The sequence below is a fragment of the Marinimicrobium alkaliphilum genome, from assembly GCF_003259155.1.
GTDB lineage: Bacteria > Pseudomonadota > Gammaproteobacteria > Pseudomonadales > Cellvibrionaceae > Marinimicrobium_A > Marinimicrobium_A alkaliphilum.
This window is the reverse complement of the sequence record NZ_QGMQ01000001.1, coordinates 521,756-535,479: the sequence shown is the minus strand read 5'-3', so window position 1 is coordinate 535,479 and position 13,724 is coordinate 521,756. Positions and strand designations below refer to the sequence as shown.

The window sequence follows — 13,724 nt, the reverse complement described above, 5'->3', positions numbered from 1 at the left end:
CTTGCGACGGGTCGGCCTCAGCCTCTGGCGATGACCGACTTTTGTTCTTCTTCAAGGCGCGCCGCCTTGGCCTCAGCGGAGCGGCGGATCAACTTCTCGAGCTCATCCACCAGATTCTCATTCCCGAGCTTGTGGTTGGGCTGACCGTCGACGTAAATCAGATTGTTGGGCGTGCCCCCGGCCAGACCCAAGTCGGCCTCCTTGGCTTCACCCGGACCGTTGACCACACAGCCAATCACCGCCACATCAAGCGGAACGGTAATGTCTTCGACCCGCTGCTCCAGCTCGTTCATGGTTTTGATTACATCAAAGTTCTGGCGCGAGCAGCTCGGGCAGGCAATAAAGTTAACGCCCTTGCTGCGCAGCTTGAGGCTTTTGAGCAGATCCCAGCCCACCCGTACCTCTTCCACCGGGTCGGCGGCGAGCGAGATGCGAATAGTGTCACCAATTCCGTCCATCAGCAAGGCGCCCAAGCCCACAGCGGACTTGACCGTGCCCGCGCGCAGACCGCCGGCCTCGGTGATGCCCAGATGCAAGGGCTGCTCTATGAGTGCTGAGAGTTTGCGATAAGCGCCCACGGCCATAAACACGTCGGAGGCTTTAACGCTGACTTTGAAGTCGTGGAAATTGAGTTGATCGAGAATTTCCACGTGGCGCAAGGCTGACTCCACCAGGGCATCCGGGGTGGGTTCGCCGTATTTCTTTTGCAGATCCTTTTCCAGGGACCCGGCGTTGACACCAATCCGAATCGGGATATTGAGGTCACGGGCTTTATCCACCACCGCGCGAATGCGTTTTTCCCGGCCGATATTGCCCGGGTTGATACGCAAACAGTCGACACCGAGGTCCGCCACCCGCAAAGCGATGCGGTAATCGAAATGGATATCCGCCACCAGGGGCAAGGTCACCCGCTTGCGAATTTCGCCAAAGGCCTCGGCCGCCTCCAGACTCGGAACGGACACCCGAACGATGTCAGCGCCAGCGTTCTGCAGGCGCTCAATCTGGCCCACGGTCGCGGCAACATCGGTGGTTTCGGTATTGGTCATGCTCTGCACGGCGATGGGCGCATCACCACCCACCGGCACATTGCCAACCATTATTTGACGCGTTTTCCGCCGTTTGATCGGGGAAGCACACTGCATATTGTTACCTGCTCATTCCTGAAATCACGGAAAATGGGGTCTAGGACTCACCGACGGTGACCGTGCGCAGACGCACGTTCGCCGGGATGTTCAACTCTACCGGCTCGCCGTTAAGCTCGACGCTGACGGCTTGGGCATTGCCCATTTTTACCTGGAACGGCGCCCTGCCCTCCAGGGCCAGTTCGCGCCCGGGTTGTACCAGATCGGTAAACAGGACATCGCCCTGAGCGTCGGTCACTTCGAGCCAACACTCATCACTGAAACGCAGCCCGAGTTGATCCAGCGTCGGGGTCTCCACCTGCTCAACCACCCGGGTCGCAGCCAGCACTTCGGCGCTCGGCGTCGCGACTTCGGCACTCTCGCTCTCGGCGTCTTCCCGAGACGCGTCACCGACACGCTCATCACCCTCAAGTATCTCAGGCTCTGTCGACAGCGGCGCATTGGCAACGCTGTCGCTGTAGGCCACAGATTCCGACGGCGGCACCACGCTACTGGCGGGGACATCAGTGCTGGCACGATTGCCAAAGAACCATGAGGACACCAGCCAACCAGCGACAATCAGGGCAACAACTACCGCCGCAGGGCGCCAGAACGGCCGGTTGCCCGCGCCATTATCGGCGCCACTCAGCACGGCAGCTCGCTCCTCCTGGTCACCCACTTGGGCCTGATAAATGGCCAGCAGGGTTTCGGGGTCGGCCTCAAGCAACTTGCTGTAGGCCCGCAGATAGCCGCGCACGAAGGTGCGTGAACTCAAGCGTGCAAAATCATCGGCCTCCAAAGCCTGAATTCGGCCGAGCGGCATACACAGTTGCTGCGCCACAGCCTCTTGGGTCAGGCCGGCCTGCTCGCGTGACTGGCGCAAGGTTTCGCCGACACTGACCGGCATTTCGTCGATCGCAACAGCGTCGTTATTTTCAGGCGTGGAGTGCTCGGCGGTCATCGGAACCTCGGTTATTACTGCTCTTTACTCTGGATATATTCCAGGTGCTCACGGGAATAGGGGTAACGGTTACGCAGGGCGAGCGCGTAGCTGGCCTCCTGATCTTCGTTGCCAAAAATCTGCTCAATCCGAATACCCAGCCACAGGCTGCGCGGACTATGGTTCGCCCGCTCGGCAAACAAGTCGAGGAAACGCTTGGATTCGGCGTAGTCCTCCTTCTGGAAATAGAGATCGGCCAGCTCAATCATCGCAGACGGCAAGCTCCGATCGAGTACATGGGCGTGACGAAAGGCCGATTCGGCCCGCTCAGTATTGCCCAAATGCAAAGCCGAGCGCCCCAGGTTCACCAGCGCCCGCGCGCGATTGTCGTAATCCAGATCCTGCACCACCCGTTCGAGCTCTTCGTAGGCATCCTGATAGCGCCCTTGCCCGAACAGAAATACCCCGAAGTTGTTGCGCGTGCGCGTGTGATCGCGATCCCGGCGCAAGGTTCTGCGAAAGTACTCTTCGGCCAGCTCGGGCTCGCCTTCGAGCTGATAGAGCATGGCCATAGCGCCCATGGCATCAGGAGAACGCCGATCGATATCAAAAGCCCGGCGCAGGTGGTGGCGGGCGGATTCCCGATTGCCGGATTCAATATAGGCGTAGGCCAGCTGTATGTGATTTTCGAGGGCGCGATCCTTGTCGACATGGGTGCGCGAATTGCCATCGGTGGTCACACAGCCACTGACCAGTACCAGGGCCAACAGTAGCGTCCACCAAACTCGGGTTGTACTGACCATGGTTAAACTCCTCATTACCAGCACTTGGCTATTTTTATGGGGCGAGAATTCGCACAGGCTCAGCCTTGGTAAACTGCGCCCGGTAGCGCTCGCTGCGCTTGGTTTTATCGTTGACCGTACCCGCCAATTGCCCGCACGCCGCCGCGATGTCGTCCCCGCGCGTCGTGCGCACGGTGGTGATATAGCCCTCTTCCATGAGGATCTCCTGGAACCGACGCATGGCATTGTTGCTGACCCGTTTGTAGTTGGACAGATTGAACGGGTTGAATGGGATCAGGTTGATCTTGACCGGCACATCGCGCAGCAGTTCCGCCAGTTCCCGGGCATGGTGCGGACGGTCGTTAACCTGATCGATCAGCGTGTACTCAATGGTGATTTTGCGATGATTGTCCGGCAGCGACTCGATATAGCGTTTGGCCGAATCGAGCAACATGGCAATCGGGTACTTTTTGTTGATCGGTACCAACTCGTTGCGCAGTTCATCGTTGGGCGCATGCAGCGAAATCGCCAGGCAGGCATCGGTGTACTGATTGAGCCGGTCCAGCGCTGGCACCACGCCTGAGGTACTCAGGGTCACCCGACGCTTGGAGATGCCATAGGCGTTGTCCGCCATCATCAGGTTCATGGAATCAACCACGTTGTCGAAGTTCATCAGCGGCTCGCCCATGCCCATCATCACCACGTTGGTGACCTTGCGCGGACCACCCGGGCGCAACTGATCGAAAGACTTGGCGGCAATCCACACCTGGCCAATGATCTCGGCGGCGGTCAGATCGCGGTTGAAGCCCTGCTTGCCGGTGGCGCAGAAGCTGCAATCGAGGGAACAGCCCACCTGAGAGGACACACACAGGGTGCCCCGCTCGCCGTCCGGGATGAACACGGTCTCCACCACGCTGCCGCCTTCGACCCGGATCAGGAACTTGCGGGTGCCGTCGCTGGAATCCATCTGCTCGACCACTTCGGGCGCGCGAATTTCGGCGCACTCGACCAGTTTGGCGCGCAGGGTCTTACTGACATTGGTCATCTCGTCGAAGCTTTCAGCGCCGAGTTGGTGAATCCACTTCATGACCTGAGTGGCCCGGAAGCGCTTTTCGCCCAGGGTCTCAAAAAAAGCCACGAGCTTCTCCTCGGGCAAGCCGAGCAGATTGACCTTGGCGGTCTGGGCGTGGTTGGCGATGGGCGCACTCATGGTTGACCTGTTCCTTCCCGACATTTACTGGCGGGCAAAAATTTCGTTGGTTTTAAAAAAGAAGCTGATCTCGCGCGCGGCGGATTCCGGCGAGTCTGAGCCGTGCACGGCGTTAATCGAGACACTTTCGGCAAAATCCGCCCGGATGGTGCCGGGATCGGCCTTGGCCGGGTCTGTGACCCCCATGATCTCGCGATTGCGCGCGATGGCATTTTCGCCGGCGAGCACCTGCACGCAGACCGGTCCGGAGACCATAAATTCCATCAGGAGCTCGTAAAAGGGCTTGCCTTGGTGTTCGGCGTAGAACTCAGCCACCTGATCCCGGGTAAGCTGGACCATCTTCAGCGCTTCTACGCGCAGCCCTGCGCGCTCAAAGCGGCCAATGATTTCACCGATCAGATGCTTGCCGACCGCGTCGGGCTTGATAATCGACAGCGTGCGTTCCTGACTCATTCAGTTCTCCCACAGGCATAAATGCGGGAATTATACGCAGATCGGGGGGACTTTTGTATGGATAAACGCACAGATTCGGGGCCAGCCGGCCCCTTTTTAGGGTGCTCAGGCCACTTTGGCCGCAGCGGTGTCCTGAATCCGCTTCACCATGGCCCGCAGGCCGTTGCCACGAGTGGCGCTCAGGTGGTTGAGCAGGTTGAGATTGTCGAAGTAGCCCTCGATATCGAAATCGAGCACCTTCTGAGGAGATTTGCCGTTGTAGGCCGCCAAAACCACGGCCAGCAGACCTTTGACGATAAAGGCGTCACTGTCGGCGTCGAAGTGCAATTGGCCACCGGTCTCATTGGCCACCAGCCAGACCTGGCTCTGGCAGCCGCGCACCAGGTTGTCGTCGGTGCGGTAGGCCGGGTCCAGTGGGGGCAGCTCCTTGCCCAGGTCGATGATGTACTTGTAGCGGTCTTCCCAGCTGTCAAAAAAGCTCAGGGTGTCGAGAATATCATCGGTGGTTACATCGATACCGAATTGGGTCATGAATCGTCAGTCCAGTTTTCAGGTTAAGGGCACGCGTGCCGCACGATCAAAATCGGTGCCTCAGGTGTCTACCATTGTTCAAGTAGGTCGGATTAGCCCGCAGGGCGTAATCCGACACTGAGGCACCCAAACTCAATAAAACATCCCGGTTTCGAGCTGCGCCTCTTCGCTCATCATCTCGCGGTTCCACGGCGGATCAAACACCAGCTCCACCTCAACCCGCTCAACATTGGGCACCTTGCCCACGCGGTATTCCACGTCGCCTACCAGCACCGGCCCCATACCACAGGCCGGCGCCGTCAAGGTCATGGTAATCATCACTGTGCGCGTGACCTGGTCGACCTTGACCTCGTAGATCAGGCCCAAATTGACCAGATCCACCGGAATCTCGGGATCGTAGACAGTACCCAAGGCCTTCCACACCTGCGCCTCGCTGATACCCTCCCCTTCGGCCTCGCCAAAATCCAGCTCTGGCGGCTCCAGTCCCAGGGCGGCGGCATCGCTGCCGTCCACGCGCACCATCTGACCGTGGTAGGTGAGGGTGTAATTGCCCCCAAGCGACTGGGTGATGGTCACAAAGGTGTCTTGGGGAATGGTCAGGGGCGTGCCGTCGGGTACGCGCCGGGCCGGGCAGTCACTTTGGGTAACCACCATCTGTCGTTCGACTGCCATAGCTATGACTCGCTGACGTTAAAGCTTTCGCCGCAGCCGCAGTAATCCTTGGCGTTGGGGTTGAGAAATTTGATCTGTCGGTTGACGCCCTCGGTCACAAAATCGATTTCTGTACCGTTAACCACCGAGAGGCTGCTGTTGTCGATCAACAGCTCCAGGTCGTCATCGAGTTTCAGGTGCAGGTCGTCCGCCTGGGGCTCGTCGACCAGGTCGATCACGTACATAAAGCCGGTGCAGCCGCTTTCCTTCACGCTCAGACGCACAGCGCTGGCGCTGTCGTGGTTGCGTACCTGACTGCGAAAATGCGCCACGGCGGCCGGCGTAACCGAGACCGCCTGTAGCTTGGGGTCGAATGATGCTACTGCCATGACGTTTGACTCCTGATTCAATCTGGCACCCGACGGTGACTGGCTTGACCTTGTCGGGCTTGGGTGCCTCATTGTCGGATTACGGCTGCGCCTAATCCGACCTACTTGAGCATCTGTGCTCTGTGCCTGGTTTGGTGCCTTACTGTCGGATTACGCCCTGCGGGCTAATCCGACCTACTTGGGCATCTGTGCTCTGTGCCTGGTTCGGTGCCTTACTGTCGGATTACGGCTGCGCCTAATCCGACCTACTTGAGCATCTGTGCTCTGTGCCTGGTTTGGTGCCTTACTGTCGGATTACGGCTGCGCCTAATCCGACCTACTTGGGCATCTGTGCTCTGTGCCTGGTTCGGTGCCTTACTGTCGGATTACGGCTACGCCTAATCCGACCTACTGGGAACAATGTGCCGAGGTTTGAGTAGGTCGGATTAGCCCGCAGGGCGTAATCCGACAATGAGGCACCTACCCCGCTATAACAAAAACACTTTGGCTTTTTCGAGGGCGGCGAACAAACGATCGACGTCCTCGAAGGTATTGTAAAAACTGAAACTCGCGCGCACAGTACCGGGAATGCCAAACTGTTTCATGATCGGTTGGGCGCAGTGGTCACCCACACGCACGGCGATGCCCTGCTGATCCAGCAGGGTCCCGACATCGGCGGGGTGCGCGCCGTCCAACAGAAAACTGAGCACGCTGGTTTTGTGCGCCGCGGTACCCACCAGACGAATGCCACCCAACGCCTCCGCTTTTTGCAGGGCATAGGCCAAGAGCGCCTGCTCGTGGGCTTCGGCACCGGCGCGGTCCAGTTTGTTCAAATAGTTGATCGCGGCGGCCAGGCCAATGGCACCCGCAATGTCCGGCGTCCCCGCTTCAAACTTGTAGGGTAAGCCCTGAAACGTCGTGCCATCGAAACTGACGGTCTCGATCATCTCGCCGCCACCCTGATAAGGCGGCATCGCTTCAAGCAATTCGGCCTTGCCGTAAAGCACGCCAATACCCGTGGGGCCAAACAGTTTGTGGCCGGAGAACACGTAAAAATCGCAATCGAGGGCCTGGACATCCACAGCCCAATGACCCACGGCCTGCGCGCCATCAATCAGCACTTTGGCGCCTGCGGCGTGCGCCAACGGAATCATGGCTTCAATGGGGTTGATGGTGCCCAACGCGTTGGACACATGCCCGACCGCCACCATTTTCACCTTGTCGCTGAGCAGTGCCTTGTAGGCGTCTAGATCAATCGTGCCGGTGTCGTCCACGGGAATGGGCACCACCTCGGCACCTACCGCGTTGGCGACCATCTGCCAAGGCACAATATTGGCGTGATGCTCCATGGCCGACACCAGCACCTGATCGCCTGCTTTTAACTGCGTGCGCCCCCAGCTGGCCGCGACCAGGTTGATACTTTCGGTAGTGCCGCGGCTCCAGAGCACCTGGCTCGACGACGGGGCGTTAATAAAGCTCGCCACCGCCAGTCGTGCCTGTTCAAACTTTTCCGTTGCCCGATCTGCCAAAGCATGGGCGCCGCGATGGACATTACTGTTGTCCTGCTCGTAGTAATCCACCAGCGCCTGTATCACCGCCCGGGGCTTTTGGGTGGTGGCGGCATTATCCAGATACACCAACGGCTGCCCGTTGACCTGCTGATGCAGAATCGGGAAGTCGGCGCGCACCGTTTCAACAGCAAAAGCTGTCGGCGCGGCACTGGCTTGACGGGTCACGGCATTACTCATAACTGATGTGTCGCAGCAGTTCGTTGTCGCGGCTGAACAGACGCGCCAGACGCGGACCCAGATAATTCTGCACCGCCGGCTCCTGAACCTCCTGCAACAACTCGTTGATAAAACCAAAGCTCAGCATGATTTCCGCTTCCTTGCGTGAAACACCCCGGCTCTGCAGATAAAAAAGTGCGCCCTTGTTGATCTGGCTGACCGTTGCCCCGTGGGCACACTTGACGTCGTCGGCGTAGATTTCCAGTTCGGGCTTGGTATCCACTTCCGCCTTATTGGACGTGAGCAGGTTTTTATTGCTCAGCTCCGCCAGGGTTTTCTGGGCATCCTGATGAATATGGATACGGCCATTGAACACCGCCCGGGACTTGTCCGCGAGAATCCCCCGAAACACTTCCTTGGTGGTGCAGTGGGGTACGCAATGCTCGATATTGGTGTGGTAGTCCACATACTGACTGTTGCGCGGCAGATAGATGCCCTGCAGGTTGAGGTCAGCGCCCTCCCCTTTGTGATTGACCTGATAGTCGACCCGCTTGAGGCGGCTACCCTGGGCAATGGTAAAACCGCGCAGGCGGGCACTGCGATACAGATCGGCATGCACACCGCCCAGATGGAAGATGTTTTCCTCTTCCATATTGATGCGGTAATGCTGCATACCGGCATTGTCCTTCAGCACCACCTCGGTCAGGCTGTTCACAAACCCGTTCTGCTCGTCCGCCGTGGAGGCGTAGTGCTCAATAAGGGTAGCTTCGGCGCCGTCTTCCAGTACCGCCAGCACGCGACTGTTGGCAGTGGCGGGCTCGGCCGTGGGCGTGGAGACATGGAGCACGTAAACCGGCTTCGGCAGGCGCTGCCCGCGGGGCACGTGTACCAGAACCCCCTCGGCAACCCAGGCGTTGCTCAGCGCGGCAAACAGGTGGCGTTCGGTATCGACCACCTTGCCCAGGTGCTCGCTGATGACTGCCTTCTGCTCGGCGCTGGCATCGCCAAAGCGCACCACTTCAGGAGGCAGCTCACTGGAGGCTTCAGGGTCGAAAACGCCATTGACGAAAACCAGGCGCGTGGCATCCAGGTCAATCTGTTCGATATGATCCTGCCAGCCACCGGCGGGCTCGGCCCAGCGCTTGAAGTCGCCGTTCTGCAGCGGTACCAACGGCGTGTACTTCCACAGTTCGGTACGCCGGGTCGGCCAAGCGGCGCTCTGCCACTGCTGAGCCCCCTGAGCGCGCAAGTCATTCAACCAGTCCGGGCTGGACTGGGCGTCGGCCAGTTGTAACGCGTGTTGCTGAAAATCCGTCATAGCTTACGCCACCTCACCTTCCAGCCAGCTGTAGCCCCGGGCCTCGAGTTCTTTGGCCAGCTCTTTGCCGCCGGATTTGACGATGCGCCCGCCGGAAAGCACGTGCACATAGTCGGGAATGATGTAGTCGAGCAGGCGCTGGTAGTGAGTCACGACAATAAAGCTGCGGTCGTCATTACGCATGGCGTTGACGCCGTTGGCGACCACCTGCAGAGCGTCGATATCCAGACCCGAATCGGTTTCGTCCAGAATGCACAGACTGGGTTCGAGCAGCATCATCTGCAGAATTTCGTTGCGCTTTTTCTCGCCGCCGGAAAAGCCTTCGTTAACGCCGCGTTTAAGGAAGCTCTGATCCAGACTGACATGTTTGATCACGTCACGAGCGGTTTTCATAAACTCGACTGCGGACAGGTCGGACAGGCCCTGATGGTGGCGTTTGGCATCGACTGCCGCTTTCAGGAATTCCATATTGCTGACGCCGGGGATTTCCACCGGGTACTGGAACGCCAGGAACAGACCTTCGTGGGCACGCTCTTCGATGCCCAGATCAAGCAGGTCTTTACCGTTGAAGGTCACCTCACCCTGGGAAACGGAGTAACCTTCACGGCCCGTGAGGACGTTGCCCAGGGTGCTTTTACCGGAGCCGTTGGGGCCCATGATCGCGTGCACTTCGCCCGGCTTGACCTCAAGGCTGAGGCCTTTGAGGATGTTGGTCTCTTCAACGCTGGCGTGTAGGTCTTTAATGCTCAACATAATCTCTGTTCCAGTTTGATAGTCACAAATTTTGTTCGTTTGTAGGTGCTCTGTTCTGTCTCGGTGCCGTTTTGTCGGATTACGCTGCGCTAATCCGACCTACTTGCGCATTGGCGCCCTGTTCTGTTTGGGTGCCGTTTTGTCGGATTACGCTGCGCTAATCCGACCTACTTGTGCATTGGCGCCCTGTTCTGTTTGGGTGCCGTTTCGTCGGATTACGCTGCGCTAATCCGACCTACTTGTGCATTGGCGCCCTGTTCTGTTTGGGTGCCGTTTTGTCGGATTACGCTGCGCTAATCCGACCTACTTGAACATTGGCACTCTGTTTCGAGTAGGTCGGATTAGCCCGCAGGGCGTAATCCGACACCTGAGGCACCGGGCTCTTAGCCCACCGAACCTTCGAGGCTGACTTCCAGCAATTTGCCCGCTTCGACCGCAAACTCCATGGGCAACTCTTTAAACACTTCCCGGCAGAAACCGTTGACGATCATAGAGACGGCTTTCTCCGCATCCAGGCCGCGCTGCTGGCACAAAAACAACTGGTCTTCACTCACCTTGGAGGTGGTCGCCTCATGCTCCACCACGGCGGTGGGGTTTTTACTTTCAATGTACGGAAAGGTGTGCGCGCCACAGCGATCGCCAATCAGCAGCGAATCACACTGGGTGTAGTTGCGCGCACCTTCAGCACCCGGGTTCATGCGCACCAGACCGCGATAGGCGTTCTGGCTGCGGCCCGCCGAAATCCCCTTGGAGATGATGGTCGAGCGGGTGTTTTTACCGATGTGGATCATCTTGGTGCCGGTATCGGCCTGCTGATAATTGTTGGTCAGCGCCACCGAATAGAACTCGCCAACACTGTTATCGCCGCGCAGAATACAGCTGGGATATTTCCAGGTAACCGCCGAACCGGTTTCCACCTGAGTCCATGAAATCTTGGCGTTGGTATAAGCAATACCGCGTTTGGTCACAAAGTTGTAAATACCGCCTTTGCCTTTTTCGTCACCCGGATACCAGTTCTGGACCGTGGAGTATTTGATCTCTGCATTATCCAGAGCCACCAGCTCGACCACTGCCGCGTGCAACTGATTCTCGTCGCGCATGGGCGCGGTGCAACCTTCGAGATAGCTCACGTGGGAGCCCTCTTCAGCCACAATCAGCGTGCGTTCAAACTGGCCGGTGTTCTGTTCGTTAATACGGAAGTAGGTGGACAACTCCATGGGGCAGCGTACACCCTTGGGGATGTACACAAAGGAGCCGTCGGAAAACACCGCCGAGTTCAAAGCAGCGTAGTAATTGTCTTTCTGTGGCACCACGGAACCCAGGTACTTTTTGACCAGCTCCGGATAGTCGTGCACTGCTTCGCTGATGGAGCAGAAGATGACCCCGGCCTCCTTGAGCTTGGCCCGGAAGGTGGTGCCCACAGAGACGGAATCGAACACCATATCCACAGCGACCCCGGCGAGCACTTCCTGCTCGTGCACGGGGATGCCGAGTTTTTCATAGGTGCGCAGCAACTCAGGGTCTACCTCGTCCAGACTTTGGGGACGATCGGCCATGCTCTTGGGCGCAGAAAAATAGGACAGCGCCTGAAAGTCAATGTCCGGGTATTTGACGTGCGCCCACTCCGGCTCCACCATCTCCTGCCAGGCACGAAAGGCCTGCAAGCGCCACTCCAGCAACCACTCGGGTTCGCCTTTCTTGGCGGAAATAAAGCGCACGACGTCTTCGTTCAACCCTGGCGGCAGGGTGTCGGAGTCGATATCGGTATGAAAACCCGCGGCGTACTCTTTGCGGATCAGGTGTTCCACTTCTTGCTCGGCCATCTCTTCACCTCGAATCGGATCGCTGTCCGATGTCTGGCGCGGGGCGTCTGCCACCGCGCTTTCGCTAAATCTACGGTTGTGTTCTTTGTACTCCGTTGCCGCGCCAACTGATCAGTGCAGCAACTTCTTCACCACCGAACGGATATGCTCTACGGCAAAATCCACTTCCTGCTCGGTGGTGTAACGACCCAGACTCACGCGTAAAGACGCCTGAGCCTGGGCATCGCTCAAGCCAATGGCTTTGAGCACATAACTGGGCGACAGACTCGCCGAATTGCACGCCGAACCGCTCGACACTGCCAGCTCGCGCAGTGACAGCAGCAACAGCTCACCATCACAATCGCCGAAGGCCATATTCAAGTGGCCACAGGCTCGCTCAGTGGCGTGTCCGTTCAGCCTAATCCCGGGCAGATCGGCGATGCCGCCCCAGAGTCGATCGCGCAGGGCAGTAATACGCGCTGGCTCTGTCTCCAGATGGGCGCTCGCCTGCGCCGCCGCGACACCCATCCCCACACACTGGTGGGTGGGCAAGGTCCCCGAGCGCATGCCGCGCTCGTGGCCGCCACCGTGAATCTGTGCCGCGATGCGTACCGACGGATCGCGGCGCACGTACAGCGCACCAATGCCCTTGGGTCCATACATCTTGTGCGCTGAAAGCGACAAGAGATCAATCTGCTGCGCCGCCACGTCCAGCGCCAGCTTGCCGGCGCTCTGGGCCGCGTCCACATGAAAAGGGACGCCTTGAGCCCGACAAATCGCCCCCATGGCTGCCACATCGCTCACGGTGCCCAGCTCGTTGTTGATGTGCATGACGCTCACCAGGCAGGTATCCGGGCGCAGCGCCGCGCGCACCTGCTCGGGCTGAATCTGGCCGCTGGCGTCGGGCGCCAGGCGGGTCACGCTGAAGCCCTGCCCTTCCAGCCACTGCACCGGATCGAGCACCGCTTTGTGTTCGATCGCCGAGGTGACGATATGCCCACCGGTAGGATTATCTTCCCGCCAGGCCTGGGCCGCGCCCTTGAGCGCCAGGTTATCGGCCTCCGTGGCGCCGCTGGTCCAGACGATCTCGCGCGGATCAGCGTTCAATAAAGTCGCCACCTGGCCCCGGGCCGTTTCAACGGCCTCCTCGGCCTGCCAGCCGTAAAGGTGCGAGCGCGATGCCGGATTGGCGAACACGCCGCCGCGGGTCAGGTGTTTTGCCATGGCCTCCGCCACCGCCGGGTCAACTGGCGTGGTAGCGGCGTAGTCCAGGTAAACAGGGGTCTGCAGCGCGGATGGCTGACGTTCAGTCATGGGCCGTACAAACCTCAGGAAACTTGGCTGCAAGCGATGCGATCACCGTCGGCATGACGGTCCTGACGCTCGCGCACTGCCTGAATATCGCGCCGGGCGACCAGGTCAGCCAACGAGATATCGTCGAGAAACGTGTGGATCTGTTGACTCAGGTCCTGCCACAGATGATGGGTAAGACATACCTCACCATCCTGGCAATTGCCCTTGCCCTCGCACCGGGTCGCGTCCAATGATTCACTCACCGCGTCCACGACTTGCGCCACGGAGATCTGATCCACCGGCACCGCGAGGGAATAGCCGCCGCCGGGGCCGCGCACGCTGTTGACCAACTGACTGCGCCGCAGGCGCGAGAACAGCTGCTCCAGGTAGGACAGGGAAATGCCCTGACGCACGGATACATCCGCCAGACTGACGGGTCCCTGCACCTGGTGCAGAGCCAGATCAAGCATTGCGGTCACTGCGTAGCGGCCTTTGGTGGTCAGTCGCATGGGGTAAACCTGTGGTTTGCGCCGTGGGTTGCTGTGTATACCTGACTATTTTACTCAACTATTCGCCTATTGTTCAAGCGGCGCTTGAATTTGGCGCCCGCCGTGACGGATCTAGGGCACCGCACTCAGCAGCTTTGGGTGCCTCAGGTGTCGGATTACGCTACGCTAATCCGACCTACTCGGACATGGGTGCGGATTGGCGACCCGCGACCACACCAAATCCCTGGCGGAGCGCCACACCCTGCGGCTAGTCGGCTTCGGGCTGG

At 59.1% G+C, this 13,724-nt stretch carries 14 protein-coding genes; all 14 read right to left on the bottom strand.

Annotation, left to right across the window (positions count from 1 at the left end):
• Nucleotides 1-17: 17 nt before the first annotated feature.
• The 14 genes from ispG to iscR all read right to left on the bottom strand — a co-directional run bounded on the left by ispG (nt 18) and on the right by iscR (nt 13,458).
• Entirely contained in the window at nt 18-1,142 is a 1,125-nt protein-coding gene (ispG, locus tag DKW72_RS02425) for a flavodoxin-dependent (E)-4-hydroxy-3-methylbut-2-enyl-diphosphate synthase (protein WP_111640703.1), read from the bottom strand.
• 40 nt (nt 1,143-1,182) lie between these two features.
• Nucleotides 1,183-2,082: a RodZ domain-containing protein gene (locus DKW72_RS02420; protein WP_111640702.1), complete on the bottom strand. Its 900-nt coding sequence runs from the start codon at nt 2,080-2,082 to the stop codon at nt 1,183-1,185.
• Nucleotides 2,083-2,096: 14 nt separating this feature from the next.
• A complete protein-coding gene (pilW, locus tag DKW72_RS02415; protein WP_111640701.1) occupies nt 2,097-2,864 on the bottom strand; it encodes a type IV pilus biogenesis/stability protein PilW in 768 nt (255 codons plus the stop codon).
• A 34-nt stretch (nt 2,865-2,898) separates the two neighbouring features.
• A complete protein-coding gene (rlmN, locus tag DKW72_RS02410) occupies nt 2,899-4,053 on the bottom strand; it encodes a 23S rRNA (adenine(2503)-C(2))-methyltransferase RlmN (protein ID WP_111640700.1) in 1,155 nt (384 codons plus the stop codon).
• A 24-nt stretch (nt 4,054-4,077) separates the two neighbouring features.
• On the bottom strand, nt 4,078-4,506 hold the full coding sequence (gene ndk, locus DKW72_RS02405; protein WP_111640699.1) for a nucleoside-diphosphate kinase: 429 nt from the start codon (nt 4,504-4,506) through the stop codon (nt 4,078-4,080).
• A 105-nt stretch (nt 4,507-4,611) separates the two neighbouring features.
• Entirely contained in the window at nt 4,612-5,037 is a 426-nt protein-coding gene (locus DKW72_RS02400) for a SufE family protein (protein ID WP_111640698.1), read from the bottom strand.
• A 132-nt stretch (nt 5,038-5,169) separates the two neighbouring features.
• Nucleotides 5,170-5,709, bottom strand: a complete 540-nt coding sequence (gene sufT / locus DKW72_RS02395; protein ID WP_232522285.1) for a putative Fe-S cluster assembly protein SufT — start codon at nt 5,707-5,709, stop codon at nt 5,170-5,172.
• Nucleotides 5,710-5,711: 2 nt separating this feature from the next.
• A complete protein-coding gene (locus DKW72_RS02390; protein WP_111640697.1) occupies nt 5,712-6,077 on the bottom strand; it encodes a HesB/IscA family protein in 366 nt (121 codons plus the stop codon).
• Nucleotides 6,078-6,544: 467 nt separating this feature from the next.
• Nucleotides 6,545-7,804, bottom strand: coding sequence for an aminotransferase class V-fold PLP-dependent enzyme (locus DKW72_RS02385; protein ID WP_111640696.1), 1,260 nt, complete (start codon nt 7,802-7,804; stop codon nt 6,545-6,547).
• Nucleotides 7,797-9,101, bottom strand: coding sequence for a Fe-S cluster assembly protein SufD (sufD, locus tag DKW72_RS02380; RefSeq protein ID WP_111640695.1), 1,305 nt, complete (start codon nt 9,099-9,101; stop codon nt 7,797-7,799). The genes DKW72_RS02385 and sufD overlap by 8 nt, the downstream gene beginning before the upstream one ends.
• 3 nt (nt 9,102-9,104) lie before the next feature.
• Nucleotides 9,105-9,854 carry a Fe-S cluster assembly ATPase SufC gene (gene sufC, locus DKW72_RS02375; protein ID WP_111640694.1) on the bottom strand — a complete coding sequence of 250 codons (750 nt, stop codon included), beginning with the start codon at nt 9,852-9,854 and terminating at the stop codon, nt 9,105-9,107.
• Between the two features lie 383 nt (nt 9,855-10,237).
• The gene (gene sufB / locus DKW72_RS02370; RefSeq protein WP_111640693.1) at nt 10,238-11,677 is read right to left on the bottom strand and encodes a Fe-S cluster assembly protein SufB; all 1,440 of its coding nucleotides are present in this window, start codon (nt 11,675-11,677) and stop codon (nt 10,238-10,240) included.
• Nucleotides 11,678-11,788: 111 nt separating this feature from the next.
• On the bottom strand, nt 11,789-12,970 hold the full coding sequence (locus DKW72_RS02365; RefSeq protein ID WP_232522284.1) for an IscS subfamily cysteine desulfurase: 1,182 nt from the start codon (nt 12,968-12,970) through the stop codon (nt 11,789-11,791).
• A 14-nt stretch (nt 12,971-12,984) separates the two neighbouring features.
• Nucleotides 12,985-13,458, bottom strand: a complete 474-nt coding sequence (gene iscR / locus DKW72_RS02360; protein WP_111640692.1) for a Fe-S cluster assembly transcriptional regulator IscR — start codon at nt 13,456-13,458, stop codon at nt 12,985-12,987.
• Between the last annotated feature and the right edge of the window lie 266 nt (nt 13,459-13,724).